The organism is Jeotgalibacillus sp. JSM ZJ347 (genome assembly GCF_044383825.1).
Taxonomy (GTDB): Bacteria; Bacillota; Bacilli; order Bacillales; family Jeotgalibacillaceae; genus Jeotgalibacillus.
In genome coordinates, this window is sequence record NZ_JBISEN010000001.1 from 423,684 (window position 1) to 448,334 (window position 24,651).

Genomic DNA, 24,651 nt, shown 5'->3' on the forward strand with positions numbered 1-24,651 from the left:
AGAAAGGAAGTTGATTATGTCAAAACACCAGTTTGGCGTTGTTGGTTTGGCGGTAATGGGTAAAAACCTTGCATGGAATATAGAAAGCAGAGGTTTTTCAGTTGCTGTATATAACCGATCTTCTGAAAAAGTTGATGATATGTTAAAAGAATCTGAAGGAAAACAGATCCACGGTACATACAGTCTTGAAGAGTTCGTGGATTCTCTTGAAACACCAAGAAAAATCATGTTAATGGTTAAAGCGGGTCCTGCAACTGATGCAACAATTTCAGGTCTGCTGCCACTTCTTGATAAAGGTGATATCCTGATCGATGGAGGTAACACGTTCTATCGTGATACTATCCGCCGTAATAAAGAATTAAGTGAATATGGTGTTCACTTTATCGGAACAGGCGTATCAGGCGGTGAAGAAGGCGCGCTTACAGGTCCTTCAATTATGCCTGGCGGACAGAAAGAAGCATATGACCTTGTAGCACCGATTTTCAACGAAATTTCTGCCAAAGTAAACGGAGAAGCCTGCAGCACTTATATTGGTCCTGATGGTGCTGGACACTACGTGAAAATGGTGCATAACGGAATTGAATATGCTGATATGCAGCTGATTGCGGAGTCTTACTTCCTGATGAAGCAGGTACTTGGATTAGACGCAGAAGCGCTGCATGAAGTATTCTCTGAATGGAACAAGGGTGAACTTGACAGCTACCTGATTGAAATTACTGCAGATATCTTCAAGAAATATGATGAAGAAACAGGCAAACCAATGGTAGATGTGATCCTGGATAAAGCAGGACAAAAAGGAACAGGTAAATGGACAAGCCAGAGTGCGCTCGATCTTGGTACACCACTGCCAATCATCACTGAATCTGTATTTGCAAGATTCATTTCAGCACTTAAAGATGAACGTGTAAAAGCAAGTGAATTGTTAAATGGACCGACACCTCAGTTGCCTGAAGAAGATAAAAAGGAGTGGGTAGAAGCGATCAGACGAGCACTTTACATGTCAAAGATTGCTTCATATGCACAGGGCTTTGCACAAATGAGAGCCGCTTCTGAAGAATATAACTGGGATCTGAAATTCGGTGAAATTGCAATGATCTTCCGCGGCGGATGTATTATCCGTGCGCAGTTCCTTCAAAAAATTAAAGAAGCCTATGACAGAGATCCAAAACTGATGAACCTGATGCTTGATGATTACTTTAAAGAGATCGTTGAGAACTATCAGAGTTCACTGCGTGATGTCATTGCACTGGCAGTTAAAAACGGTATTCCTGTTCCAGGATTCTCTACAGCGCTATCTTATTATGACAGCTACCGTACAGCAGTACTCCCTGCTAACCTGATTCAGGCTCAACGGGATTACTTTGGTGCACATACGTACGAACGTGTTGATAAAGAAGGTACATTCCACACTGAATGGATGGAATAACATATACCCGCCTCTCAAGTTTGAGAGGCGGGTATTATAGAATGGAGAGCTGATATGAGAAGGTTATATGGTGCAATTGTGTTATATGCAGGGATCATGCATTTCTTTAAAGAGAGGAATTTTAGGAAGATTGTTCCTCCCATTCTACCGTTTAAAAAAGCCATTGTTTATCTAACCGGTGTGATTGAAGTCATACTTGGAGCGATGCTGGCCTTAAACAAGGGTACAAAATATGCCGGCAAAGGACTGGCATACTTTCTGATAGCAGTCTGGCCGGCGAATATTTATATGGCTCAGAAGAACGTTAAGATCGCGGGTAAAAGAATGCCTGCTGCACTATGGGGAAGGGTATTATTTCAAATCCCGCTGATAAAGTGGGCATGGAATATATCAAAAAAGTAAGGCGGAAGAACCCGCCTTACTTTTTTATTGCCTATTCTTCTACGTCAAGCTCACCGATCGGCCACCATTCAAAGCCGTCCTGTTCAAGGAGCCAGTCACTTCTTGCAGGCCCCATTGATCCTGCAAAGTAATTAGGGAACGTCTGATCCTTCGTTTTTTCCCAGTGTTCTGAGATCTTATCTACAAAACTCCATGAGTGTCTGACTTCATCCCAGTGTGTAAAGTTCGTTGCATCACCGAGAATACAGTCAAGAAGCAGCTTTTCATATGCTTCAGGCGTATTAATGCCGTCTATACTGCTTGCTGAATAGCTGAGTTTTACACTGTCAGTATCAATCCCCTGTGTCGTTTTCTTGGCATTTAGATGAAGCGTGATCCCTTCATCCGGCTGAATATGAATGACAAGAAGGTTAGGGTCAAGAGAATGTTCTTTGTTATAATAAAGATTCATCGGGATATCCTTGAACTGAACCACGATTTTTGTAGACTTTACAGCCATACTTTTTCCTGTACGGATATAAAACGGGACGCCTGCCCAGCGGAAGTTGTCGATCATCACTTTTCCGGCAACATACGTTTCTGTGTTGGAAGCACTGTCTACATTTGCATTTTCACGGTAGCCTTTTTGCTCACCCTTATGGTCCGGTCCGTATTGCCCTCTGACGAAATAGTCATCTACTTCCTCGCCTTCAACCGGACGGAGTGCGCGTAATACACGTACCTTTTCACTTCTGATTTCATCAGTGCTCAGACTGATTGGCGGCTCCATTGCAAGAAGCGCAACCATTTGCAGCATATGGTTTTGAACCATATCTCTCAGGGCGCCACTTTTTTCGTAATATCTTCCACGCTCTTCAACGCCCAGCACCTCAGATGAAGTAATCTGGATGTTTGAAATAAACCGGCTGTTCCAGAGCGGTTCAAATAAAGCATTTGCAAACCGGATCACTTCAATATTCTGAACCATTTCTTTACCAAGGTAATGGTCAATACGGTAAATTGATTCTTCAGGGAATGATTGTCTGATCTGGTCGTTTAATGCGTTAGCTGACGGCAGGTTATGACCAAACGGCTTTTCGATCACCAATCTGCAGAATCCGCCGTTATCCGTCAGTCCATCTGCTTTCAGATGATCTGTAATCGTACCGAAAAATTCAGGTGCCATTGCCAGATAAAAAATTCTGTTGCCTTTAAGATCAAACTTTTCATCTAATTCATTCGCTTTATGTTTAAGATTTATGTATGATGAGGAGTCTTCCACATCATGTGATTCGTAAACACAATGCTCAATAAATGACTCGATCTCGTCATGATTGTTTGAAGCTTTTTTTAACGAATCGCGAATGTGCTGTGTAAATTGCTCGTTAGACCATTCACGTCGACCGATTCCAAGCACGGCAAATTGTTTTTCTAAACTTCCCTTCAGATAAAGCTGATATAATGAAGGGTACAATTTGCGTTTAGCAAGGTCTCCGGTTGCGCCAAAAATCATAATTAATGTTGGTGGTGTAGATGTCTGTTTCACTTTCAGGACCTCACTTTTATATTCAATTCGGCAGTTTGCCGGAAATACAATATCTAAATTGTATAGCGGGTTACTAAGAGATGCAACCTTTACGCAGAACTTGAACATACAGGCGTAACAATTTGACTGGCTTCAGCAACAAACACGAATTATTTTTTGAATTGATTGATACTTTATCCAGCTTCAGGTGCCAGCAGTCCGAGTCATAAGTCACTGAACGATAAAGAGAAAGTTCACCTTTTTTCGTTCAGTGACTTATGCTTGTCACAGCTGATCAAGCGCCTTAAGCTTTTAATTAAGGAGGATGATTATGCGATTGCATTTTCTAGGTACCGGAGCAGGCGTCCCCGGAAAAGAACGGAATGTTTCTTCATTTGCCCTAAAGCAGATCAATAAGCAGGGTGACATCTGGCTGTTTGACTGCGGAGAAGCAACCCAGCACCAAATACTGCACACAACGATTAAACCAAGAAGAGTGAAAAAAATCTTCTTAACGCATTTACACGGTGATCACATTTTTGGTCTCCCCGGTTTTCTTGGCAGTCGTTCCTTTCAGGGGGGATCAGAGCCGCTTACGGTGTATGGACCGGAAGGAATTAAAGACTTTATCAGTACTTCACTCAAAGTAAGCAGGACGTATTTAAAATATAACCTTGAGATTATAGAAATAGAAGACGGCGCTGTGATTGATGAAGAAGACTTTACCGTATCAGTCAAAAAGCTTGAACATGTAATTCCTTCATATGGATACAGAATCCGGGAGAAGGACAGACCAGGCAGGCTGAATTCAGAAAGACTGCAGGAAATAGGGATCAGTCCGGGCCCGGTTTATAAAAGGCTGAAAAATGGTGAAACAATTGAATGGGAAGGACAGTTTATTAACGGAAAAGAATTCATTGAAGCACCTGTAAAAGGAAAAGTGATTGCAATCGCCGGCGATACTAGAAAGTGTGATGCTGCAGTTGAACTTGCGAAAAATGCAGATCTATTAGTACATGAAGCGACGTTTGGTTCTGAGAATGAAGAAATGGCTTATGACTACTATCATTCAACTGCGGGTCAGGCAGCAGAAGTTGCACGGTCTGCCGGCGTAAAGTCGCTCTGGCTGACGCATATCAGTGCCAGATATGCTGAAGGAAAAGAAAAAGAGCTGCTGAGCCAGGCCAGGGAGATTTTCCCTGACAGTTTCATTGCATATGATCTGCTTGAAGAAGAAATATAAAAAAAGCCCGCTGATGATGATTTTCATCAGCGGGCTGCCTGCTTAAAATACCCATCCGCGCTTGTATTGCTCAAGCGGTTCAATTGAAGTATTCAGCTCAAGTGCAGCACTTCTTGCCCAGTATGGGTCTCTTAACAGTTCCCGTGCGATAAAAATCAGATCCGCACGTTTATTTTGCAGAATTTCCTCAGCCTGCAAACCGTTCGTAATTAATCCGACCGCGCCGGTATCAATATTCCCTTTATGTTTAATCGTCTCAGCCATTGGAACCTGATAGCCCGGATATGCATGTATAGGAGCGGGAACAATAGCTCCGGAGCTGACATCAATTAAATCCACACCCTGATCTTTCATCCATTTCGCATATGTAGCATAATCCTCTGGCGTAAGCCCTTCTTCGTGCCAGTCACTTGCTGATACTCTGACGAATAATGGACCATTCCACACATCAACTACCTCATCGATGATTTCCTTTAAAAATCTGTAACGGTTTTCCTCCGAACCGCCGTATTCATCTGTGCGGTGGTTTGACAGAGGTGATAAAAATTCGTTAATTAAATACCCGTGTGCCGCGTGAAGTTCAATAATATCAAAGCCTGCATCTCTGGCTCTTCTGGCACCATCCTTGAAGGCGAGGACTGTTTCGTGTATCTGATTTTGAGTCATTTCCTCCGGCTGTTTCATTTTTTCATTAAAAGCAATCGCTGAAGGGGCAATAATTGATCCGTCAGTCATTGATTTTCTGCCCGCATGTGCCAGCTGAATAGCGGTTTTTGCACCGTTTTCTTTAATCAGATCCGTCAGTTCTTTTAATCCTGCGATATGTTCATCACTCCAGATACCGAGATCTTCATTAGAGATTCTGCCCTGGGGTGTTACGGATGTTGCCTCAAGCATAATTAAACCGGTTTGTCCTGCCGCTCGTGAGGCATAATGCACCTTATGAAAGTTGGTCACAATTCCATCCTGGTTGTAGCAGGAATACATGCACATCGGTGCCATAACGATTCTGTTTTTTAATGTTACGTTTTTAACCTGATAAGGCGAGAATAAAGCTGTACTCATTTATAGACCTCCTGTATTTACATTCCATTCCAGTATAACACCACTGAAAAAAGAGCTGAATTTTCAGCTCTTTTTTTTCAAATCTTTTATAGGGTAGATTGTTCCGCGCCACTTTACACCGCCTCTAACCATCGTCAGCATAGCAGCTCTAATTACAGCAGTAATAAAGAGCATGGCTGAAATCGGAAATAGTAATGCATGCAAGCTCGAATACGATGTGAGCCTTCTGGTAATTGGAATATATACTGCCATAATCGCTCCGATCGAGACCCAGGCCATTGCTGAGGTATTTGGGTCAGGACTGAATATCAAAATAAAGGGAAGTACCTGAGAAACAAATACACCCGCCATAGCGGCGAAAGTGAACAGGTAACTGTAATGCAGCCCGGCAAAAGCGTTTTTCTCAAGACCTTTTAACGCTTCTTTAACACTTGGATACCATTCAACCTTCAGCATTGATTTTGCGGTTGCCATTCTCTGGTGTAACCCGTACTTTTTAACAAGCATTCCCAATTGAAGGTCGTCATCCGGACGGAGTCTGATCGCTTTATGACCGCCGATCTTTTGATAGGCAATCTTCGTAATCATATTAAAAGCGCCAATGCCCATACCGCTTTTGGACCCGTCCCGATTGGCCGACCATGGCCGTTTGTAATAAGAGAATCCGAATAAGAAAAATGCGACAAATCCCTTTAGAAGGAAACTGTTTGACTGAAGATCCGGAGAGACAGTCAAATGATCAATTTGCAGCCGTTTCATATATCCTGCCGCTTTTGATAATAGATCAGGTTCGTATAAAACGTCTGCATCAGTAAATAAATAAACGTCTCCGGCAGCTGCAGCAGCGCCGCGGTGCAATGCGTAATTCTTTCCAAGCCAGCCCTGTGGCAGTTTGTCAATATGAATCACCCGGACTCTATGGTCTTCTTCTGCAAGCTTTTCCATCTGCTGACCGGTCTGATCAGTTGACCGGTCATTGATGAGAATCCATTCAGCGTCCCTGTAAGTCTGTTTTAGCTGTGAGCTGATACTTTTAATGATATGACCTTCTTCATTTCTTGCGGGGACAATGACACTGATTTTACCTGCAGGGAGCACAGGGGCTTCTTTTTCAAGGGCATACAGTGCAGAGAGACCCCGGTACGTATCAATTGCAATAATCATCCAGAACAGAGCCGTAAGTGTCAGCAGGGTAAAAAGCATATGCTACAGCTCCTTTTTGATCATCGTACATAACTGCAGGCAGCAGCTGCAACTTTTAAATGTTATGTGCCTGCTCGAATTGTCTACGCAGCCTTTCAGAATGATCCGTTGCTTCTTTAATACATTCTGCAAATGCATCTTTAACGTGGTGATACTCAAGCTGTGCGATCCCGGCTTCTGTGGTACCGCCTTCGCTTGTAATTGCTTTTCTTAATTCCTCAGGTGAGTGTTCAGAGGTTTCAAGCATCTGGGCTGCACCTTTTAATGTCTGAATAATAAAAGGCATTGCATCCTCTCCAAGTTCTGATGCCGCTTTTTCCATTGCTTCCACAATATAATAGATGTAAGCCGGACCGCTCCCGGATAGCCCGGTTACCAGATCAAGACGGGCTTCTTCTACATGAGTGACAGATCCGATTGCAGAAAAAATGGCGTTTGCTGTTGACTGATGAGTGCTGAAAATGCCTTCACTGAAAGAAAGTCCTGTTGCAGACTGACCGATCATAGCGGAAGTGTTAGGCATTGCCCGTGCAATGGGTGCTTTCCCAATGATGCTTTCTATAAAGCCGATTGAAAGTCCTGCAAGTACGGAGATGAGCAGCTGTCCGTTATAATGTGGCTTAATGGCATACAATGCTTCACTGGCATCCTTTGGTTTGACTGCTAAAATTAAGACATCAGCATCTGCCAATAAGCTGTTCAAATCATAACTGCTTTTTACCCCGTATTTTTCTGTCAGCAGCTGCAGTCTATTACTGTCATTTTTATTCGTTACCCAAAGCTCATCGTTGCTAAATGTGTCAGCGTTTTTCATTCCTTTAATCATCGCTTCTGCCATCGATCCTGCACCAATAAAGACAATTTTCATTGAGCACTCCTCCTTGTAAATAGAAAAAACCCTTCCTCCTGTAAAAGGACGAAAGGGTTCTTCCGTGGTACCACCTTAATTTGCAGACTGCTCCGCACACTCATTTAAGCACACTAACGCAGGCTCCGCGGACAGGTTTATGTCACTCCAAGGGCAGGTTCAGCGGAAGGGGGACTGCAGAATCTTTCAGCCTTTGAATTCTGCTCTCTAAAGCCTCTTTGCACGCTTACTATTCCTTGTCATCGATTTTATATATTAACTGAGATTATGCTCAGTTTATAAAAGTTTGTCAAGAGATATTTTCTTTTACTTAACAAACCGGAGGAAAAAGGCTACACTAGTAAAAAAGTGAATAGTTATTCATTTCAGGAGGTAAAAAAGAATGAACGATCCGGTTATCCATCAGCTCACAATACCTACGCCATTTGCTGTGGGAGATGTGCACACTTACTTATTAATTGGTGATGCGGTAACACTAGTTGATACCGGCCCCGATACTGCAGAAGGAAAAGAGGTTTTGACTGCGAAGCTGAAGGAAGCGGGGCTTAGACCACAAGATATTGATCAGGTGGTCCTGACCCATCATCATCCGGACCATGCCGGATTAACTGAATTTTTCAGCAGTGCCACACTGCTTGCTCATCGTGATAGTGAACGTTTTCTCACAAGAAACGATTCATTCATTCACTTGCATGATTTCTTTTATACAGAGTTTTTTAAGCAGTCAGGGCTGCCTGAACACTATATGGTTCTGATTGATAAAATGAAAGAGCCTTTAAATGCGATGGGAAGAAGGGGAATCGATTCTTATTTGTCAGAAGGAGATATGATTCCGGGTCAGGAAGGGTGGCGCGTAATGGAGTCACACGGACATTCCCAGGGGCATATTTCACTTATTTCTGAGAATGATTCTGTCATTGGTGGTGACCTGCTGATCCAGCATATTTCTTCAAATCCGCTGATTGAACCGCCTTTTGGTATTAATCAGCCAAGACCACTGCCACAGATTCAGTACAACGAATCACTTAAAAAGATGGCTTCACTTGAGCCATCAATTGTGTATCCCGGTCATGGGGAGCCCGTATACAACGCTTCTGAATTAATTAAAAAAAGGTTACAAAAGCAGGAAGAGAGAGCCATGTACGTCAAATCCCTGCTTCAACAAAAAGAAACAACTGCATTTGAAATCTGTAAACAGCTTTTCCCAAAAATCTATAAAAAGCAGCTCGGACTGACACTGTCAGAAACAGTGGACCAACTTGATTATCTGATATTTCACGGAGAAATCAAAGCTGCAGATCTTGATGGAGAAGCCATTATATACCGTGCTGAAAGCGGGGTTAAACTATGAAGGATCTAACAGGGAAAAAAGTCTGGATCACAGGTGCTTCAGGCGGTCTTGGAAGAGCGATTGCTGAGGAGTCTGCAAGGAGAGGAGCTGACCTGATTCTTACTGCGAGGAATGAGCAGAAGCTGATCCAGACAGGAGAAAGATGCCGTCAGTTTGGATCCGGACGCATTCTGATCCGGCCGTTTGACTTAAATAAAATTGAAAGTATTCCCATGTTTGCTGCTTCTGTTCTGAAGGAAGCAGAAGGAATGGATATCTTAGTCAACAATGCGGGTTTCGGGCTGTTTGAAAAGCTTGAAGACACGCCGGATGATATCATCAGTTCAATGATTAATGTGAATGTGATCGCATTGATGATGATGAGTAAAGCGGTATTGCCTTATATGAAAACCGGTGGTCATATTGTGAATATTGCGTCTCAGGCCGGGAAGCTTGCCACTCCAAAATCTTCAGTGTATTCAGCAGCCAAACATGCAGTTCTGGGATTTTCGAACAGCCTAAGGATGGAACTCGCTGAAGATCATGTGTTTGTGACTGCCATTAATCCCGGACCAATTGAAACTGATTTTTTTGACACAGCTGATACAAGTGGCCGCTACGCCTCGAGTGTAAAACGGTTTATGCTGTCACCGCGTGTTGTTGCAACGAAAACAGTAGATGCTTTTTACTCTGATAAGCGCGAAATCAATCTTCCAGGCTGGATGAATGCTGCATCAAAGGCTTATTCTCTGGCACCCGGCATGGTTGAACGGCTGGGTAAGAAGGGATTTAATCAAAAATAAAAACTTCCTGGCGACCCAGGAAGTTTTTTAAAGTGATTTATTCATCAAGCACTTTTTCAGCGCGAACGCACGAGTCGAATACCCCTTTATGTGAAGCATCACAAAACGGCATTTTTTGAGAGCGACCGCATCTGCAAAGAGAAAATACCGGTTTTACAGGAAACTGATTACCATCCATATCCACCAGTTCAACATCTCCGGTTACTTTCAGGGAACCGTTATCCATTACTTTGATCTGCACCTTTTTCTCCATCTGAACCCCTCCATTTATGTATTCCTCCATTGATGCTACTTGAAAAGTCTGCTAAAAGCAAGATAGCGGAAGAAGCCTCTATGAAATGCTATACTGGTGAAACAGGAGGCGGTTAGATGAAAATTGAGATTACAAAAGCAGCTTCAGAAAAAATAAATGAAAAAATCACGTCTGAATCAGGTTATTTAAAGCTGAAATATGATACTGAGGGAACAGGATGTGTACTGAACGGTGTGCCGATACTCTGGTATGTGGAAAGTGCAGAAGATGATGATGAGCTGATCGAAACGAATGACCGGCCGGTACTGATTGAAACGTCGAAAACTGTCTTTTACGATAAAAATCTGAAGATCGATTACGCTGAATCAGCACGTACATTCCAGCTGAAAAGCCCCGGTCAGACGATCAATGGAAGAATGAACTTTAAAAATATGGTGAAATAAGAAGCAGCGCCCTTCGTCGTTTGGGCGCTGTTTTTATCGTGCGTAAAAATAATCCTCAAGAAAGCGGTCAACTTCCTTACTGTAAGCTTCCGGGTTTGCCGCGTATGATTGGGCATGTCCGCCTTCTTCAGGGAGAAACAGTCTTTTTGGACCCTGTTTGAGCTCATACAGAATTTCAGTCATATGAGATGGAATAAAGCTGTCATGCCTGCTATGAATAAACAGCACAGGCTTTTTAATATGACCGACTGCCTCCTTAGGTGATACACCTCTAATCATGTAGCGGTCTCTTAGAAAAATAAATGAGCCTGCAAGCGATAATGCCATTTTGGATAGCAGTGCAGAGCGCTGAGATTTAGTCATGAGAAAAGACAACTGCTCTGTCAGGTCAGAAAAAGGGCAGTCCGCAATATAAAAGGCTGCGCGGTCTTCAATGCTGCCGGCATATAAGAGAGTTGTGACAGCACCCATTGATTCACCGTGAATACCAAAGACTGCACTTTCTCCTTCCTCTTCAATCAAACAATCAACAACAGCTTTTAAATCAATTTTTTCAAAATGTCCATAGCTCGTACTTTTACCGCCGGAATCTCCATGTCTCCGGTGGTCATAAATCACGGCATTAAATCCTTTTTCCATAAAAAGCCGGACATATTTAAGAGAATTAATCTTTGTTTCAGTCACACCATGACAAAAAATCATATAAGGAGCACCTGCCATCTGTTCAAGAAAGACAGTATGAATGTCGTAACCTGAAGGAGAAGGGATGCGCACCTCTTTTTTTATAAGCTTAAGGTATTTATCAGGATCATAAAACCCGGCCTCACGTTCTCTTTCTTCGATTTCTGAAGGGTCTTTCAGTTTCATAAACATAATTTTATTCGATAGATACACACCGAATGCGCTGATTCCGGCAGCGGCTGATAACGCTGCAATGCTTCTTTTTCTCAACAGGATCCCTGCTTTCTATGATGATTGCTCCTCTTTATATGATTGATAATACCAGCTATCAAGCTCGCGTGAAACATGCGGTTCTACGATTCTGATTGCTTCATTTAGCAGATTGAGGTCAACACCTGTATCAATTCCCATCCGGTGGAGCATATAGACAACGTCTTCTGTTGCAGCGTTTCCGCTTGCGCCTGGTGCAAAAGGACAGCCGCCAAGCCCGCCGGCAGAAGCATCAAATCTCGTGATCCCAGCACATAGAGAGGCATAAATATTTGCAAGCGCCATCTTTCGCGTATCGTGGAAATGGGCAGCCATTAACACTTCAGGGAGTTCTTTTTTCAGCAGGGTGAAAAGTGAAAAAGATTCTTTCGGCGTTGCTTTTCCGATTGTATCAGCAACACTCAGCTCATCCACACCTGCATCAGAGAGGACCCTGCATAAAGCAAGTGTATCAGCAGGTGCGATTTCACCTTCATAAGGACAGTGAAAGGCAGTTGAAATACATGCCCTGACGAAAATTCCGTCCTCTTTTAATGACCGGATATGCGGAAGCAGTCCATCTAACGCTTCCTCAGTCGTTTTATTAATATTCTTCTGATTGAAAGAAGAGCTTACACCTATAAATACTGCGACGGCTTTTGCACCGGATGCTAAAGCCGCATCAATGCCCCGCTTATTCGGCGTCAGCACAATGGTACCCTGGTGATCCCCGGATACGCGCATCACTTCAGCTGCGTCTTTCATTTGCGGGACCCATTTTGGAGATACAAAAGAGGTGATTTCCATTTCTTTAAATCCGGCACGCCAGAGTGCAATGATAAATTCATTTTTTACCTGAGTCGGCACGAAGTTTGATTCATTTTGTAATCCATCACGCGGTCCAACTTCAATAATTTCGACTGATTGCGGCAATTCCAAGTGATCCATCTCCTTTAAAAGTCATAATTCAACTTTAGCAGAAAAAAAGAATGTAAAAAAGAAGGAATTAAAACGCTTACACAGAAGAAGTACTATATCACGATTTTAAGTGATGAAAGGGGTATTGAAAATGAAGAAGATTTATCAGTCAGCAACAGAAGCCGTCTTGGCTTTAAAAGATGGAGATACACTGATGGCAGGAGGGTTTGGTTTATGCGGTATTCCTGAAAGACTGATCCTTGCAATCAGAGACAGCGGTGTGAAAAATCTCACAGTCATTTCCAATAACTGCGGGATTGATGACTGGGGGCTGGGACTTTTACTGCACAATCATCAGATTAAAAAAATGATCGGCTCCTATGTAGGGGAAAACAAAGAGTTTGAAAGACAGGTCCTTTCCGGGGAACTTGAAGTAGAACTGGTGCCACAGGGGACGTTAGCAGAAAGAATCAGAGCAGGAGGAGCGGGAATCCCTGCATTTTTTACACCGGCTGGCGTGGGAACCAGTGTGGCAGAAGGGAAAGAGATTCGTACATTTGAAGGAAAAGAATATGTCTTAGAACACGCATTAAAAGCAGATATCAGTATTGTCAGAGCCTGGAGAGGCGATAAAATGGGCAATCTCGTGTATAGAAAAACAGCCAGGAATTTTAATCCGATGATTGCTGCAGCAGGCAAAGTAACGATTGCAGAAGTTGAAGAGCTTGTTGAAACTGGTAACCTGGACCCTGATCATATCCATACGCCAAGTATATATGTACAGGGATTATTGCAGGCTGAGCAGGAAAAAAGGATTGAAAGAAAAACAGTGAGTGCCGGGGGTCAGTTAAATGGATAAACAAAAGGTCAGAGAAACCATCGCAAAAAGAGCAGAGAAAGAAATTACTAATGGTGATTATGTCAATCTGGGCATTGGTATGCCTACATTGGTGGCTAATCATATATCAGATGGAAAAGAAGTCATATTACAATCTGAGAACGGTCTTTTAGGAATCGGGAAATATCCGGAAGAAAGTGAATTGGATCCGGATCTGATCAATGCAGGGAAGGAAACCGTAACTGCCATTAAAGGTGCTGCATTTTTTGACAGTGCGGAGTCATTTGGCATGATCAGGGGAGGACATGTTGACGTCGCGATCCTTGGTGGTATGGAAGTATCAGAAAAAGGTGATTTGGCAAATTGGATGATCCCCGGTAAAATGATTAAAGGTATGGGAGGCGCGATGGACCTTGTACACGGTGCGAGAAAAATCATTATTATCATGGAACATGTCAATAGAAGCGGCAGCCCGAAAATATTAAAAGAATGTTCTTTGCCTTTAACAGGGAAAGGAGTAGTGGACCGGATTATTACAGAGCGTGCCGTGATTGAAGTCACGCCATCCGGTCTTCAGCTGACCGAAGTAGCAAAAGGCTATACTGTTGATGAGATCATCAGGACCACAGAACCGAAGCTTCATATTGCTGAACATGTAAAAATGGACGCCTTCTAAGCTGGGAGGGATCAAGTTGAAAAAAAGACAGGAAAAAGACGCAGTGCTAAAAGACGCGCTAAATAATCAGACACTCGAAAAGTTAAAAATGCTCAAAAAGAGTGCCGCAGAAACTGAAGAAAGAAATAAAAAAGAAGCGCGGGCAAAAAAGGAAGAAGAAAGCTGCGCGAAAAAAATAAGTCCTTTGAAGAATTACTGAATGAAAGTGATCTTGACTGGACAAAATACAAAAACTGAGGGGAGCTTCCCTCAGTTTTAATTTTTATCTGTGTTCTGTATAACCATCTGCTTTTGTCAGGGATTTTAACACTTCAATTTCTTCTCTGGATAAAGGATTTTCATTTATCGCCTTAACGTTTTCAGACACCTGATCCGGCGTGCTTGCGCCTGCGATGATTGTTGATACCTCAGTGTGGGCGGCGTTAAATAATAGCGCGATTTCTGTTAAAGAACGTCCTTTAAATAGATCTTGAAGCTTCGGCAGCAATTCTTCAAGTTCCTGATGGGAATAATGCACATAGGAATCTTTATCTGCTAATTTTTCCTTAAATTTCGCTGAGAGCAGACCTTTTGCAAGAGGACCTCTTGTGATAACAGACACATCATTTTCTTTTAACACATTGAAAGCTTGTTCTTCCGGTCTACGGTCAAGCAGGCTGTACTGCATCATATTTGAGTCAGCAGAGGACCTTGGTGCGTATTCACGTATGACATTGGGTCGGATGGATGAAAAACCGTAAGCCCTGATCAAACCTTCCCTTTTAAGGTCTTCAAAAGCTTCAATTGTTTCATCGATCGGATCGTCCAGTGTTCCGCCGTGGAGCTGATAGAGATCAATATAGTCTGTTTGAAGCCTTTTTAAGCTGTTTTTGACCTGCTCCTTTATGTAGGATTTTGACGGGTCCCAATACCAGCCGCTTAAATCGTCTTTGGCGCGGTTACCAACTTTGGTTGCAATGAGCACATCATTTCTGATCGGCTTTAATGCTTTCCCTACAATTTCTTCATTTGTTCCGTAATCATACAGGTCAGCTGTATCAAAATAATTGATCCCCTGATCATAAGCGGTTCTGATAATATCTTCAGCTTTTTTCTGATCTGTTCCTAAAGACATACAGCCTAATCCAAGCAGTGAGCTTTCAAGTGGTGAAACACCAATTCTTCTCTTTTCCATATAGACATTCTCCTCTCTTTAATCATCATATTCTCTAATTAAACCGCGTTCAAACAATGTGTGAAGCAAACAGGTAAAAACATTGATACAATACACATACAAAGGAGTGGTCAGAATGAAAAAATTTGAGGAAAAAACAATTACATCAAATGAATTGTTTAAAGGGAAAATTATCAGCCTACAGGTTGACGATGTTGAACTGCCAAACGGCAAAACTTCAAGAAGAGAGATCATTAAACACCCTGGAGCAGTCTGCGTCATTGCAAAAATAGATGAGGGTAAGCTGGTGATGGTCGAACAATACCGTAAAGCGCTTGAAAGGTCGATTGTAGAAATTCCTGCAGGTAAGCTGGAGCCAGGTGAGTTGCCGGAAGTAACAGCAGAAAGAGAACTTGAAGAAGAAACAGGGTACGGCTGCAAAGAATTAACTCATTTAATTTCTTTTTATACCTCTCCAGGCTTTGCTGATGAATTAGTGCATGTTTATATTGCAGAAGGTCTTTATAAAATTGAGGATTCTGAAGGCACAGATGATGATGAATTTGTTGAATTAATGGAAGTCACACTTGAAGAAGCCGAAGAAATGGTATTAAATCAGCGGATTTATGATGCTAAAACAGCGTATGCTGTACAGTATCTCAGAATCGAGCAGTTAAGAAATCTTACATAGTAGCGGGCTTCCTGCATAGAATGGTTGTGCAGGGAGGAGGATCCGCATGAAACCCAATATAAGCAGCAACATTTTGCACTACCTGTCAAACCACATGGCGTATTATATTTTTATTTTAATTTTACTTGCCTGCGGAACAGCTGCAGGAGCACTTCTCGTTAATATTTATGCGCCTCTTCATATCATGCCGGATATTCATTTTGGCGGCAATGGACAGATCTTCAGTGCAATGGTGATAGATTTACTTCTATTATTATTTATATGGACATCCGGTTTTACTTTGGCAGGGTTACCCGTAGCCTGGTTTTTAATTTATATGAAAGGCTGTCTTTTCGGTTTTGCAGCGGGTATGATGTTGTATGAAAATGGACTATCAGGACTCGCGGAAGCTACAGTTGTCCTGTTGCCGCATAACCTGCTGATGATGTTTGTATACATTATATTAGGTGCCGAATCTCTCATACTCGCTGGTCAGATCTGGAAGGGGATAGGTGCAAGGCAGCCGTTTATTTACACCGTTCGCAATATGGGTGCTGCTTATCTGATTTTACTCGGTGCTGCGCTTGCAGTCGCAGGTGCAGCAGGTGTAATAGAATATTACGTTCCAGGTTTCTTGGTTAAAGTATTTATTACTTAATAATAGTTATTTTTTAATAATGACTTTAGGTGTTAATTAATAATGATTATTGTTTGCAAACCACGATCCTTTTGTTATAATATTGATGATATTGTGAGGGAGGGGTAATCGTGGAGAACAGAATTGACCGTATCAAAAAACAGCTTCATTCAGCAAGCTATAAATTAACCCCTCAGCGCGAAGCAACAGTCAGGGTACTACTTGAAAACGAAGCTGATCACCTCAGCGCAGAAGATGTCTATCTATTAGTTAAAGATAAAGCACCTGAAATAGGGCTGGCGACTGTTTACCGCACACTGGAACTTCTTTCAGAATTAAAAGTAGTTGATAAAATTAATTTTGGAGACGGCGTCTCAAGATACGACTTGAGAAAAGAGGGAGCGGCACATTTCCACCACCATTTAATTTGTCTGGAATGTGGAGCCGTTGATGAAATCCAGGATGACTTACTTGAAGACGTAGAAGAAATCGTTGAACGCGACTGGAATTTTAAAATCAAAGATCATCGCCTGACATTTCATGGTATATGCCATAGATGCCAGGAATAGAGTCCAAACCATGCAGCTGTGCATGGTTTTTTATTTTTAAAAAATGTTAATCATCTTTTACAACAGATGACTTTCTGTAATGGAAACATTAAAATATAATGAGAAACGGGGTGAGAGAATGAAAGATCAATTACAGGATTTTATACAGTATATGATCGTAGAAAAAGGTCTCTCTAAGAACACAATACAGTCATATGAGAGAGACCTGAAAAGCTATATTGATTACTTAACAAAAGTGGAGACAATCAATCAGGTATGTGAGGTGCAAAGGCTTCATATTATGCAGTTTTTTCAGCATTTAAAACAACAGGGGAAATCTGCTAAGACGATTGCAAGACATACTTCGTCAATCAGATCATTCCATCATTATTTAATGAGGAGCAGGATATGTGCACAAGACCCGACTGAACATCTCACCACCCCAAAATCTGAGAAAAAGCTGCCTAAAGTATTGAATGTTGAAGAAATTGAAGCACTTTTAGAAAGTCCGGATCTTACAAAGAAAAGTGGATTAAGAGATAAAGCAATGCTTGAAGTACTTTATGGCACAGGTATGCGCGTTAGTGAATGTATCAACTTAAATACTGATGACATTAACCTGGATATGGGGTTTATTAAGTGCAGAGGAAAGGGAAATAAAGAAAGAATTATTCCAATTGGCCGCACCGCTTCAGAGGTGATTTCCCAATACCTGAGACAAAATACCGGACGCAAAGCAGGCGAACATGCTTTATTTTTAAATCATCACGGACGACGTCTCAGCAGGCAGGGGTTTTGGAAGATATTAAAAGCCCTTGCAGATAGAGCTAGAATAGAAAAAGAGCTGACACCACATACACTCAGACATTCTTTTGCCACTCATCTGTTGGAAAACGGTGCAGATCTGAGAGCTGTTCAGGAAATGCTTGGACATGCAGATATTTCCACTACACAAATCTATACACATGTTTCTACAAAAAGAATCAGAGAAGTTTATTCACAGTTTCATCCGAGAGCTTAATTCTCGGAAAAATAAGTTGTCAGACTTCAGACGTATCTCTTGTAAGAGTAAATGCAGAATAGGTACAATAAGAACAGTTAACTAAGGAGGAAGATGTAATGAGTGATAAAAACTTTAAACGTATTCATCTCGTTGTAATGGATTCTGTAGGAATCGGAGAAGCACCGGATGCTGAGGCTTTTAATGACAAGGGTGCTCACACACTTGGACATATAGCAGATCATATGGGTGGACTGAACATGCCGAATATGGCTAAGCTCGGTCTTTCTAACATTGAACCAATTAAAGGAATTGAAGCTGCTGAAAAGCCGCTCGCGAAATTCACTAAAATGCAGGAAGCCTCAGTAGGTAAAGATACAATGACAGGCCACTGGGAGATCATGGGGCTTAATATCGATACGCCTTTTAAAGTATATCCTGAAGGTTTTCCTGAAGAGCTGATCCAGGCACTGGAGGAAAAAACGGGTAGAAAAGTGATTGGTAATAAACCTGCCAGTGGTACAGCGATTTTAGATGAACTGGGCGAAGAGCATATGAAAACAGGCGCATTGATTGTGTATACCTCTGCAGATCCTGTATTACAAATCGCTGCGCATGAAGACATTATTCCGATAGAAGAGCAATATAAAATCTGTGAAATTGCAAGAGAGCTGACGCTTGATGAAAAATATCTGGTTGGCCGTATCATTGCAAGACCGTTTGTCGGTGAACCGGGTGCATTCAAGCGTACATCTAACAGGCATGATTATGCACTGACTCCATTTAGCCGGACAGTAATGAATGAACTGAAAGATGAAAAATATGATGTCATTGCGATTGGAAAAATTTCTGATATTTATAATGGTGAAGGTGTGACTGAATCAATCCGCACATCAGATAATATGGATGGAATGGATAAATTCATCCAGACATTTGATAAGGACTTCACAGGATTAAGTTTTTTGAACCTTGTTGATTTTGATGCGCTGTTTGGACACAGACGCGACCCTGAAGGATATGGAAAAGCGCTTGAAGAATATGATCAGAGATTAACTGAAGTGTTCGAAAAAATGACAGATGATGACCTGCTCATTATTACAGCTGATCACGGTAATGATCCAATTCACCACGGTACAGATCACACACGTGAATATGTTCCGCTTTTGGTTTATTCACCATCTATTGAAGAAGGCGGAGAAATTCCTTTACGCGAAACATTTGCTGACATCGGAGCAACTGTTGCAGAAAACTTCAACGTAAAAGCGCCTGAGTTTGGAAAAAGCTTTTTAAAGAACCTGCTGAAATAAATCTGTACTCTTATAACAAAGATAAAACTTTTAAATTATTGAGTTTTGTTGAAAATTAAGTGCAGCGGAGCGTAAGGCGGCGACTCCGGGACGTCAAGAGGGAAGCTGAGACCCCACAGGCGAAGCCGAGGAGGCTCAGCAACTTCCGTCCGGAAAGCGTCCGCCTGAAGCGAAGCGGAACGATTAGTAAAGACTTAATACAATAAATTGAAAAGAGGCATCATATAATGAGAATGGTAGATGTAATTGAAAAGAAAAGAAACGGTGAAGAACTCACGACAGAAGAAATTAAATTCGTCATCGAAGGCTACACAAATGAAACAATCCCAGATTATCAGGTAAGCGCTTTATTAATGGCGATTTACTTTGAAGGCATGTCACAGTCTGAACGTGCTGATCTGACAATGGCAATGGTCGAATCAGGAGATCAGATCGATTTATCAGCCATCGAAGGAATTAAAGTAGACAAGCATTCAACTGGTGGTGTTGGTGATACAACGACATTAATTCTTGGACCACTCGTTGCAGCTGCAGGTGTACCGGTTGCTAAAATGAGCGGCCGCGGTCTGGGACATACTGGTGGTACGATCGATAAGCTTGAAGCAGTACCTGGCTTTCACGTTGAATTAACGAGTGATGAGTTCACAAGACTTGTCAATGAAGAAAAGCTAGCAGTCATCGGTCAAAGTGGGAATCTGACACCTGCTGACAAAAAGCTGTACGCACTTCGTGACGTGACTGCAACGGTGAACAGCATTCCGCTGATCGCATCATCTATCATGAGTAAAAAAATTGCTGCCGGTGCAGATGCAATTGTACTTGATGTAAAGACCGGCGCAGGCGCATTCATGAAAGATGAGGCACAGGCGCGTGAGCTTGCAGAAGCAATGGTTAAGATCGGAAACAATGTTGGACGCCAGACAATGGCTGTCATTTCTGATATGAGTCAGCCGCTTGGTTTTGCAATTGGTAATGCACTTGAAGTAAAAGAAGCTATTGATACGCTAAAAGGTGAGGGTCCTGAAGACCTTACTGAGCTTTGTCTGGTTCTTGGAAGCCATATGGTCGTATTATCTAAAAAAGCAGAAACGCATGAAGAAGCAAGAAAGATGCTTGAAGAAGCAATCGAAAGCGGAGAAGCATTGAATCGTTTTAAAGCTTTCTTATCCGGTCAGGGAGGAGATGCATCAGTAGTCGATGATCCTTCAAGACTGCCTCAGGCTGAACACAAAATAGAGCTTCCTGCACAATCAGGTGGAAAAGTCAGCCGTATTATCGCTGACAATGTCGGAACTGCAGCAATGTGGCTTGGAGCGGGGAGAGCGACAAAAGAAAGCGAAATCGATCTTGCAGTAGGGCTTCTTCTTCAAAAGAAAGTGGGAGATGAGGTCAAAGAGGGAGAATCCCTTGTGACAATTTACGCAAATGATTTAACCGAAATTGAAAAAGTTAAAGCTAAACTGTATGAAAGTATCGAAATCTCAGCAGAGGGTCATGCACCTGCGCTGATCGTAGACCAGGTAACTGGAGAATAATTGTAATCGCCGCAGCGCTCAGCTGCGGTTTTTTTTATGTATAAAAATAGCAGGAATCAGCAATTATAATAAAAACCTTTAAAGGGCGTGTGTGAGTTGAAGAATCTGTTATTTCTGTGCTGTTTGAGTTTGTTTTTTTGTATGGTTTCACAATCAAGTGCAGCTGAACTGAATATAGACAACGTAAAGTCAGCAATATTAGTAGACGCTGATTCAGGGATGGTGCTCTTTGAACAAAAAAGCAATGAAGAGCTGCCCCCTGCATCAATGACAAAAATCGGTACATTGCTGCTGATCATGGAAGAAATTGATCAGGGCAGGCTATCCTGGGAAGATGAAGTGACAACAAGCAGTGAGGCTGCAGGGATGGGTGGCTCACAAGTTTATCTGAAGCAGGGCGAAAAAATGACTGTAAAAGAAATGGTTAAAGCCATTTCAATTGCCTCAGCAAATGATGCTTCAGTGGCAATGGCTGAACATATTTCAGGGTCTGAAGAGGCTTTTGTGAAAAAGCTGAATGAAAAAATAGATCGACTCGGACTTAAAAATACTCAATTCAAAAATGTGACCGGTCTTTCGGAAAGCGGTCACGTCAGTTCAGCTTTTGACATGGCCATGCTCGCCAAAGAATTACTTAAGTATGAAGAAATTACAGCGTTCACAGGAAGTTATGATGATTATTTGAGACAGGATACAGATCCTTTCTGGCTGGTAAATACAAATAAAATGATTAAATCATATCCGGGTGCTGACGGTCTAAAAACAGGATACACAAGTGAAGCGAAGTATTGTCTGACTGCAACTGCAAAAAGAGGAGAGATGCGTCTTGTCAGCGTTATTTTTGGAGCAGAATCTTCTAAAGAGAGAAATCAGCTGTCAGCAGAAATGTTGAATTTCGGTTTTGCAAATTATGTATCTGAAACCTTTAATAAGAAGGGTGACATACTGGCTGAAGTCTCAGTAGATAAAGGGACACCTGAAAAGGTACATGCTGAATTAAGCCAGTCGTTAAAAGTAATCGAAAAAAAGAATGAACATGCTGAATATATTAGAAAAGTATCTATTAAGAAGCATTTGAAAGCACCAATTCAAAAAGGCGACGTTGTAGGGGAAGTGCATGTCTATAAAGGCGACATGGAAGTGTCAAAAGGACTGCTCGTCTTAAAAAAAGACACAAATAGAGCAACCTGGTCAGAATTATTTACGAGAACGTGGAAGAAATCATTTTTTGCAAATTAAGTCGAAATGCTACTTCTTTTTTCTAGTATTGTCACCTTGCAGGATTAGCAGGATTCAATCGTGAATAAACCGGATTACAGCTGTAAATCGTCAGCTGAAGAAGGAGGAGTAGGTATGGCATGCACAGTTGAAGCTGAAGTCAAAGGAAGTGTACTACTGCTTAGAATGAGTGGGGAGCTTGATCATCACGAAGTTGGGCCTATTCGCAAAGAACTTGCCGATTTAATGGAAAGCGATTCAATCAGACACATTATTTTAAATCTGAAAAACCTTGAATTCATGGACAGCTCCGGTCTTGGACTGATACTTGGCCGCTATAAGTATCTTCAGAAAATCGGAGGGAATATGGTCTTATGTGCTGCAACACCTGCAGTGAAAAGACTATTTGAAATGTCAGGTATGTATAAGATTCTGATGGTGGAAATTTCAGAGGAGAGAGCACTGACAAGATTGGAGGCTGTCCAATGAAAAATCATCTGACCTGTCATTTTTTATCTGTAAGCGAAAATGAAGCACTTGCAAGGATGATTGCTGCATCTTTTGTTGCGCCGTATGATCCGACACTTGGAGAATTGAGTGATATTAAAACGGTTGTTTCCGAGGCAGTGACGAATGCAATCATTCACGGCTATAACGAGGAAGGTTTTCATGAGGTCACCATGAGATTATCAATGGATAACCGGATGCTGACAATTGAGATAGAAGACCATGGGCGAGGCATAAGTGAAGTTAATCAGGCGATGCAACCGCTTTATACATCAAGACCGGATATGGAAAGGTCAGGTATGGGCTTTACGATTATGGAACACTTTATGGATCAGGTCGAAGTGAATTCTACGCAGAATCAGGGGACGATCGTGAAAATGGTGAAGCAGCTGTCTGCTGTTAAAGCCAATTGTATGTAGAGGGTTTCCCTGATGAGTGTAAATTCAATTAATCATGAAGAGGTTCGTGAATGGATACGGCAAAGTCAGAATGGTGATCAGCAGGCGAGAGATAAAATGGTTGAACAAAATGTCAGGCTTGTATGGTCAGTTGTCCAGCGATTTCAGCACCGTGGTTATGAACTCGATGATTTATTTCAGATCGGGGCAATCGGACTGTTAAAAGCAGTGGATAAATTTGACCTGTCATACAATGTAAAATTTTCTACGTATGCTGTACCGATGATCATTGGAGAAATTCAGCGGTTTTTAAGAGATGACGGGACAGTTAAGGTAAGCAGATCGATAAAAGAGCTTGGATATAAGGTCAGAAAAGCCAGAGAGCATTTATCGGCAGTTCTGAATAAAGTCCCGTCAATATCAGAAATAGCTGCCTATCTTGAGGTGCCGATAGATGACATTATCCTTGCCCAGGAGGCATCAAAAGCCCCTTCATCCATTCATGAAACAGTATATGAAAGCGAAGGTGATCCGATTACGCTTTTAGATCAGCTCGCTGGAGAAGATGATCAGTGGTTTAACCATATTGCTCTGAAAGAAGCACTGATGACACTCGATCATAGAGACAGAATGATTATTTTTTACAGATATTTTAAAGATTGGACACAGTCAGAAGTGGCTAAAGAGCTTGGCATTTCCCAGGTGCAGGTTTCACGGATTGAAAAGAAAGTATTGTCTGCGATTAAAGAGTGGCTTGAAGAAGAGCAGAAAGTGTAGGGAGGTGAAGAGTGTGAAGACTTATATTGAGATGAAACCAAAAGTTTCGCTCGCCGGCGGACCGGTACTGCTCGGTGACATTGCAGAGATCTGGGCACCATCAGACCTGAAAAGTGAACTATACAGACAAACGGTACTTGAAGAAATTGATGGGAGATATTCAATTGTCTCAAGTACCGATATTTATCGCCTGTTCACAAATACAGATTTCACTGTTACAGGAAGCACTTATACGGTGGTAGAACGCCTTGAGTCAACACGCTCTTCATCATTACTGCTGTGCCTTGTATGGCTGTTGTTATTTACAGGTTCAGCCTTAACGATTATGTATTTTCATGAAGACGTCAGTATGGCAGAAACGCAGCTGGTGATCGTAAATATGCTCGGAGGCGCTCATCCAAACTGGTTTCATATCCCTTATTCAGCGGGCATAGGGCTTGGGATGCTATTGTTCTTTAACCGGTTATTAAAGAAGCAGTTTAATGATGAACCGAGTCCGCTGGATATAGAGATATACAAATATGAAAAATCAGTAGAGGATTATGTCACCACGACTGATCAGAAAAAGTGAATATGTTCACAGATATCGTTGCTGCATTTACCGGTATTGCAGCCGGCTTCGCGGTTGGCGGCGGCTTTGTAGCATTTATTTCAGTACTTGGTGTTCTTCCTAGAGTCATTATCATGACTTCTCAGCAGTCAAAGCTTAGGAGCATTGAATGGTCAATGATCCTTGGCACACTCTCAGGAACAGTTGCGATGTATCTGCCTGTTCATTTCAATCTGGCTTTTATTGTGCCACTTTTAGGACTGCTGTCAGGTGTATTTATCGGCATGATGGCAGCCGCTTTAACAGAAGTGTTAAATGTGATTCCACTGATTACCAGAAGGCTCAGAATTACAGGAAGTCTTGAACTGATCATTACAGCAATTATTGCGGGGAAGGTAGCCGGTTCACTTTTTTACTGGCTGATCTTTTTACCGGTATGGAAGGGTTGA

30 protein-coding genes are annotated in these 24,651 nt (G+C 42.0%); 22 read left to right on the forward strand and 8 right to left on the reverse strand.

Annotated features, from left to right (window positions below; all coding sequences use genetic code 11):
* Nucleotides 1–16 precede the first annotated feature (16 nt).
* A complete protein-coding gene (gndA, locus tag ACH6CZ_RS02140; RefSeq protein ID WP_374095780.1) occupies nucleotides 17–1,426 on the forward strand; it encodes an NADP-dependent phosphogluconate dehydrogenase in 1,410 nt (469 codons plus the stop codon).
* Nucleotides 1,427–1,480: 54 nt separating this feature from the next.
* Entirely contained in the window at nucleotides 1,481–1,828 is a 348-nt protein-coding gene (locus ACH6CZ_RS02145) for a DoxX family protein (protein WP_374095781.1), read from the forward strand.
* A 31-nt stretch (nucleotides 1,829–1,859) separates the two neighbouring features.
* Here ACH6CZ_RS02145 and zwf read toward each other — a convergent pair whose 3' ends face one another.
* Entirely contained in the window at nucleotides 1,860–3,353 is a 1,494-nt protein-coding gene (gene zwf, locus ACH6CZ_RS02150) for a glucose-6-phosphate dehydrogenase (RefSeq protein ID WP_374095782.1), read from the reverse strand.
* A gap of 310 nt (nucleotides 3,354–3,663) precedes the next feature.
* Between zwf and rnz the strand changes: the two genes are divergently transcribed.
* Entirely contained in the window at nucleotides 3,664–4,575 is a 912-nt protein-coding gene (rnz, locus tag ACH6CZ_RS02155; RefSeq protein WP_374095783.1) for a ribonuclease Z, read from the forward strand.
* Between the two features lie 42 nt (nucleotides 4,576–4,617).
* Here rnz and namA read toward each other — a convergent pair whose 3' ends face one another.
* From namA to proC, 3 genes are all read right to left on the reverse strand, one after another.
* Nucleotides 4,618–5,640, reverse strand: coding sequence for an NADPH dehydrogenase NamA (gene namA, locus ACH6CZ_RS02160; protein WP_374095784.1), 1,023 nt, complete (start codon nucleotides 5,638–5,640; stop codon nucleotides 4,618–4,620).
* 63 nt (nucleotides 5,641–5,703) lie between these two features.
* Nucleotides 5,704–6,843 (reverse strand): glycosyltransferase family 2 protein, encoded by a 1,140-nt coding sequence (locus ACH6CZ_RS02165; RefSeq protein ID WP_374095785.1) that lies wholly within the window; start codon nucleotides 6,841–6,843, stop codon nucleotides 5,704–5,706.
* A gap of 55 nt (nucleotides 6,844–6,898) precedes the next feature.
* A complete protein-coding gene (proC, locus tag ACH6CZ_RS02170) occupies nucleotides 6,899–7,711 on the reverse strand; it encodes a pyrroline-5-carboxylate reductase (protein ID WP_374095786.1) in 813 nt (270 codons plus the stop codon).
* A gap of 382 nt (nucleotides 7,712–8,093) precedes the next feature.
* On the opposite strand from proC, the gene ACH6CZ_RS02175 reads away from it, so the two are divergent.
* Both ACH6CZ_RS02175 and ACH6CZ_RS02180 read left to right on the forward strand, forming a co-directional pair.
* On the forward strand, nucleotides 8,094–9,062 hold the full coding sequence (locus tag ACH6CZ_RS02175) for an MBL fold metallo-hydrolase (RefSeq protein WP_374095787.1): 969 nt from the start codon (nucleotides 8,094–8,096) through the stop codon (nucleotides 9,060–9,062).
* Nucleotides 9,059–9,844, forward strand: a complete 786-nt coding sequence (locus ACH6CZ_RS02180; protein ID WP_374095788.1) for an SDR family NAD(P)-dependent oxidoreductase — start codon at nucleotides 9,059–9,061, stop codon at nucleotides 9,842–9,844. Before ACH6CZ_RS02175 ends, ACH6CZ_RS02180 begins: the two co-directional genes overlap by 4 nt.
* A 37-nt stretch (nucleotides 9,845–9,881) precedes the next feature.
* Here ACH6CZ_RS02180 and ACH6CZ_RS02185 read toward each other — a convergent pair whose 3' ends face one another.
* Nucleotides 9,882–10,097 carry a CDGSH iron-sulfur domain-containing protein gene (locus tag ACH6CZ_RS02185; protein ID WP_374095789.1) on the reverse strand — a complete coding sequence of 72 codons (216 nt, stop codon included), beginning with the start codon at nucleotides 10,095–10,097 and terminating at the stop codon, nucleotides 9,882–9,884.
* A gap of 116 nt (nucleotides 10,098–10,213) precedes the next feature.
* Here ACH6CZ_RS02185 and ACH6CZ_RS02190 point away from each other — a divergent pair, with 116 nt between their 5' ends.
* A complete protein-coding gene (locus ACH6CZ_RS02190; RefSeq protein ID WP_374095790.1) occupies nucleotides 10,214–10,540 on the forward strand; it encodes an iron-sulfur cluster biosynthesis family protein in 327 nt (108 codons plus the stop codon).
* Nucleotides 10,541–10,573: 33 nt separating this feature from the next.
* Here ACH6CZ_RS02190 and ACH6CZ_RS02195 read toward each other — a convergent pair whose 3' ends face one another.
* Nucleotides 10,574–11,491 (reverse strand): alpha/beta hydrolase, encoded by a 918-nt coding sequence (locus tag ACH6CZ_RS02195; protein WP_374095791.1) that lies wholly within the window; start codon nucleotides 11,489–11,491, stop codon nucleotides 10,574–10,576.
* Between the two features lie 15 nt (nucleotides 11,492–11,506).
* On the reverse strand, nucleotides 11,507–12,409 hold the full coding sequence (locus ACH6CZ_RS02200; protein ID WP_374095792.1) for a hydroxymethylglutaryl-CoA lyase: 903 nt from the start codon (nucleotides 12,407–12,409) through the stop codon (nucleotides 11,507–11,509).
* A gap of 130 nt (nucleotides 12,410–12,539) precedes the next feature.
* Here ACH6CZ_RS02200 and ACH6CZ_RS02205 point away from each other — a divergent pair, with 130 nt between their 5' ends.
* From ACH6CZ_RS02205 to ACH6CZ_RS02220, 4 genes are read left to right on the forward strand one after another with little or no spacing between them, the layout of a single operon-like run.
* Entirely contained in the window at nucleotides 12,540–13,247 is a 708-nt protein-coding gene (locus tag ACH6CZ_RS02205; protein ID WP_374095793.1) for a CoA transferase subunit A, read from the forward strand.
* Nucleotides 13,240–13,902, forward strand: a complete 663-nt coding sequence (locus ACH6CZ_RS02210) for a CoA transferase subunit B (RefSeq protein ID WP_374095794.1) — start codon at nucleotides 13,240–13,242, stop codon at nucleotides 13,900–13,902. The genes ACH6CZ_RS02205 and ACH6CZ_RS02210 overlap by 8 nt, the downstream gene beginning before the upstream one ends.
* 16 nt (nucleotides 13,903–13,918) lie before the next feature.
* Nucleotides 13,919–14,101, forward strand: coding sequence for a DUF3886 domain-containing protein (locus ACH6CZ_RS02215; protein ID WP_374095795.1), 183 nt, complete (start codon nucleotides 13,919–13,921; stop codon nucleotides 14,099–14,101).
* Nucleotides 14,065–14,139, forward strand: coding sequence for a DUF3886 domain-containing protein (locus tag ACH6CZ_RS02220; protein ID WP_374096497.1), 75 nt, complete (start codon nucleotides 14,065–14,067; stop codon nucleotides 14,137–14,139). The genes ACH6CZ_RS02215 and ACH6CZ_RS02220 overlap by 37 nt, the downstream gene beginning before the upstream one ends.
* Before the next feature lie 25 nt (nucleotides 14,140–14,164).
* Here the strand turns inward: ACH6CZ_RS02220 and ACH6CZ_RS02225 are convergent, their stop codons facing one another.
* Nucleotides 14,165–15,076, reverse strand: a complete 912-nt coding sequence (locus ACH6CZ_RS02225; RefSeq protein WP_374095796.1) for an aldo/keto reductase — start codon at nucleotides 15,074–15,076, stop codon at nucleotides 14,165–14,167.
* A 115-nt stretch (nucleotides 15,077–15,191) separates the two neighbouring features.
* Between ACH6CZ_RS02225 and ACH6CZ_RS02230 the strand changes: the two genes are divergently transcribed.
* The 12 genes from ACH6CZ_RS02230 to ACH6CZ_RS02285 all read left to right on the forward strand — a co-directional run bounded on the left by ACH6CZ_RS02230 (nucleotide 15,192) and on the right by ACH6CZ_RS02285 (nucleotide 24,651).
* A complete protein-coding gene (locus tag ACH6CZ_RS02230; RefSeq protein WP_374095797.1) occupies nucleotides 15,192–15,746 on the forward strand; it encodes an NUDIX domain-containing protein in 555 nt (184 codons plus the stop codon).
* Between the two features lie 46 nt (nucleotides 15,747–15,792).
* Nucleotides 15,793–16,383 (forward strand): stage II sporulation protein M, encoded by a 591-nt coding sequence (locus ACH6CZ_RS02235; protein ID WP_374095798.1) that lies wholly within the window; start codon nucleotides 15,793–15,795, stop codon nucleotides 16,381–16,383.
* A gap of 110 nt (nucleotides 16,384–16,493) precedes the next feature.
* Nucleotides 16,494–16,931, forward strand: a complete 438-nt coding sequence (gene fur / locus ACH6CZ_RS02240) for a ferric iron uptake transcriptional regulator (RefSeq protein WP_322421062.1) — start codon at nucleotides 16,494–16,496, stop codon at nucleotides 16,929–16,931.
* 118 nt (nucleotides 16,932–17,049) lie between these two features.
* Nucleotides 17,050–17,931, forward strand: a complete 882-nt coding sequence (xerD, locus tag ACH6CZ_RS02245; protein WP_374095799.1) for a site-specific tyrosine recombinase XerD — start codon at nucleotides 17,050–17,052, stop codon at nucleotides 17,929–17,931.
* Nucleotides 17,932–18,029: 98 nt separating this feature from the next.
* Entirely contained in the window at nucleotides 18,030–19,217 is a 1,188-nt protein-coding gene (deoB, locus tag ACH6CZ_RS02250) for a phosphopentomutase (RefSeq protein ID WP_374095800.1), read from the forward strand.
* Nucleotides 19,218–19,444: 227 nt separating this feature from the next.
* The gene (locus tag ACH6CZ_RS02255; protein ID WP_374095801.1) at nucleotides 19,445–20,752 is read left to right on the forward strand and encodes a pyrimidine-nucleoside phosphorylase; all 1,308 of its coding nucleotides are present in this window, start codon (nucleotides 19,445–19,447) and stop codon (nucleotides 20,750–20,752) included.
* A gap of 141 nt (nucleotides 20,753–20,893) precedes the next feature.
* Nucleotides 20,894–21,991 (forward strand): D-alanyl-D-alanine carboxypeptidase family protein, encoded by a 1,098-nt coding sequence (locus ACH6CZ_RS02260; protein ID WP_374095802.1) that lies wholly within the window; start codon nucleotides 20,894–20,896, stop codon nucleotides 21,989–21,991.
* 114 nt (nucleotides 21,992–22,105) lie between these two features.
* On the forward strand, nucleotides 22,106–22,459 hold the full coding sequence (spoIIAA, locus tag ACH6CZ_RS02265; RefSeq protein WP_374096498.1) for an anti-sigma F factor antagonist: 354 nt from the start codon (nucleotides 22,106–22,108) through the stop codon (nucleotides 22,457–22,459).
* The gene (gene spoIIAB, locus ACH6CZ_RS02270; protein ID WP_374095803.1) at nucleotides 22,456–22,896 is read left to right on the forward strand and encodes an anti-sigma F factor; all 441 of its coding nucleotides are present in this window, start codon (nucleotides 22,456–22,458) and stop codon (nucleotides 22,894–22,896) included. Before spoIIAA ends, spoIIAB begins: the two co-directional genes overlap by 4 nt.
* Before the next feature lie 12 nt (nucleotides 22,897–22,908).
* The gene (sigF, locus tag ACH6CZ_RS02275) at nucleotides 22,909–23,652 is read left to right on the forward strand and encodes an RNA polymerase sporulation sigma factor SigF (protein WP_374095804.1); all 744 of its coding nucleotides are present in this window, start codon (nucleotides 22,909–22,911) and stop codon (nucleotides 23,650–23,652) included.
* 13 nt (nucleotides 23,653–23,665) lie between these two features.
* Nucleotides 23,666–24,223: a stage V sporulation protein AA gene (locus ACH6CZ_RS02280; protein ID WP_374095805.1), complete on the forward strand. Its 558-nt coding sequence runs from the start codon at nucleotides 23,666–23,668 to the stop codon at nucleotides 24,221–24,223.
* 2 nt (nucleotides 24,224–24,225) lie between these two features.
* Entirely contained in the window at nucleotides 24,226–24,651 is a 426-nt protein-coding gene (locus ACH6CZ_RS02285; protein WP_374096499.1) for a stage V sporulation protein AB, read from the forward strand.

What these genes read in the sequence shown, in the direction of transcription:
- gndA (WP_374095780.1), top strand. Translation starts at nt 17, where the DNA reads ATGTCAAAACACCAGTTTGGCGTTGTTGGTTTGGCGGTAATGGGTAAA.
- ACH6CZ_RS02145 (WP_374095781.1), top strand. Translation starts at nt 1,481, where the DNA reads ATGAGAAGGTTATATGGTGCAATTGTGTTATATGCAGGGATCATGCAT.
- rnz (WP_374095783.1), top strand. Translation starts at nt 3,664, where the DNA reads ATGCGATTGCATTTTCTAGGTACCGGAGCAGGCGTCCCCGGAAAAGAA.
- namA (WP_374095784.1), bottom strand. Translation starts at nt 5,640, where the DNA reads ATGAGTACAGCTTTATTCTCGCCTTATCAGGTTAAAAACGTAACATTA.
- ACH6CZ_RS02165 (WP_374095785.1), bottom strand. Translation starts at nt 6,843, where the DNA reads ATGCTTTTTACCCTGCTGACACTTACGGCTCTGTTCTGGATGATTATT.
- proC (WP_374095786.1), bottom strand. Translation starts at nt 7,711, where the DNA reads ATGAAAATTGTCTTTATTGGTGCAGGATCGATGGCAGAAGCGATGATT.
- ACH6CZ_RS02175 (WP_374095787.1), top strand. Translation starts at nt 8,094, where the DNA reads ATGAACGATCCGGTTATCCATCAGCTCACAATACCTACGCCATTTGCT.
- ACH6CZ_RS02180 (WP_374095788.1), top strand. Translation starts at nt 9,059, where the DNA reads ATGAAGGATCTAACAGGGAAAAAAGTCTGGATCACAGGTGCTTCAGGC.
- ACH6CZ_RS02185 (WP_374095789.1), bottom strand. Translation starts at nt 10,097, where the DNA reads ATGGAGAAAAAGGTGCAGATCAAAGTAATGGATAACGGTTCCCTGAAA.
- ACH6CZ_RS02190 (WP_374095790.1), top strand. Translation starts at nt 10,214, where the DNA reads ATGAAAATTGAGATTACAAAAGCAGCTTCAGAAAAAATAAATGAAAAA.
- ACH6CZ_RS02205 (WP_374095793.1), top strand. Translation starts at nt 12,540, where the DNA reads ATGAAGAAGATTTATCAGTCAGCAACAGAAGCCGTCTTGGCTTTAAAA.
- ACH6CZ_RS02210 (WP_374095794.1), top strand. Translation starts at nt 13,240, where the DNA reads ATGGATAAACAAAAGGTCAGAGAAACCATCGCAAAAAGAGCAGAGAAA.
- ACH6CZ_RS02225 (WP_374095796.1), bottom strand. Translation starts at nt 15,076, where the DNA reads ATGGAAAAGAGAAGAATTGGTGTTTCACCACTTGAAAGCTCACTGCTT.
- ACH6CZ_RS02230 (WP_374095797.1), top strand. Translation starts at nt 15,192, where the DNA reads ATGAAAAAATTTGAGGAAAAAACAATTACATCAAATGAATTGTTTAAA.
- ACH6CZ_RS02235 (WP_374095798.1), top strand. Translation starts at nt 15,793, where the DNA reads ATGAAACCCAATATAAGCAGCAACATTTTGCACTACCTGTCAAACCAC.
- xerD (WP_374095799.1), top strand. Translation starts at nt 17,050, where the DNA reads ATGAAAGATCAATTACAGGATTTTATACAGTATATGATCGTAGAAAAA.
- deoB (WP_374095800.1), top strand. Translation starts at nt 18,030, where the DNA reads ATGAGTGATAAAAACTTTAAACGTATTCATCTCGTTGTAATGGATTCT.
- ACH6CZ_RS02255 (WP_374095801.1), top strand. Translation starts at nt 19,445, where the DNA reads ATGAGAATGGTAGATGTAATTGAAAAGAAAAGAAACGGTGAAGAACTC.
- ACH6CZ_RS02260 (WP_374095802.1), top strand. Translation starts at nt 20,894, where the DNA reads ATGGTTTCACAATCAAGTGCAGCTGAACTGAATATAGACAACGTAAAG.
- spoIIAA (WP_374096498.1), top strand. Translation starts at nt 22,106, where the DNA reads ATGGCATGCACAGTTGAAGCTGAAGTCAAAGGAAGTGTACTACTGCTT.
- spoIIAB (WP_374095803.1), top strand. Translation starts at nt 22,456, where the DNA reads ATGAAAAATCATCTGACCTGTCATTTTTTATCTGTAAGCGAAAATGAA.
- sigF (WP_374095804.1), top strand. Translation starts at nt 22,909, where the DNA reads ATGAGTGTAAATTCAATTAATCATGAAGAGGTTCGTGAATGGATACGG.
- ACH6CZ_RS02285 (WP_374096499.1), top strand. Translation starts at nt 24,226, where the DNA reads ATGTTCACAGATATCGTTGCTGCATTTACCGGTATTGCAGCCGGCTTC.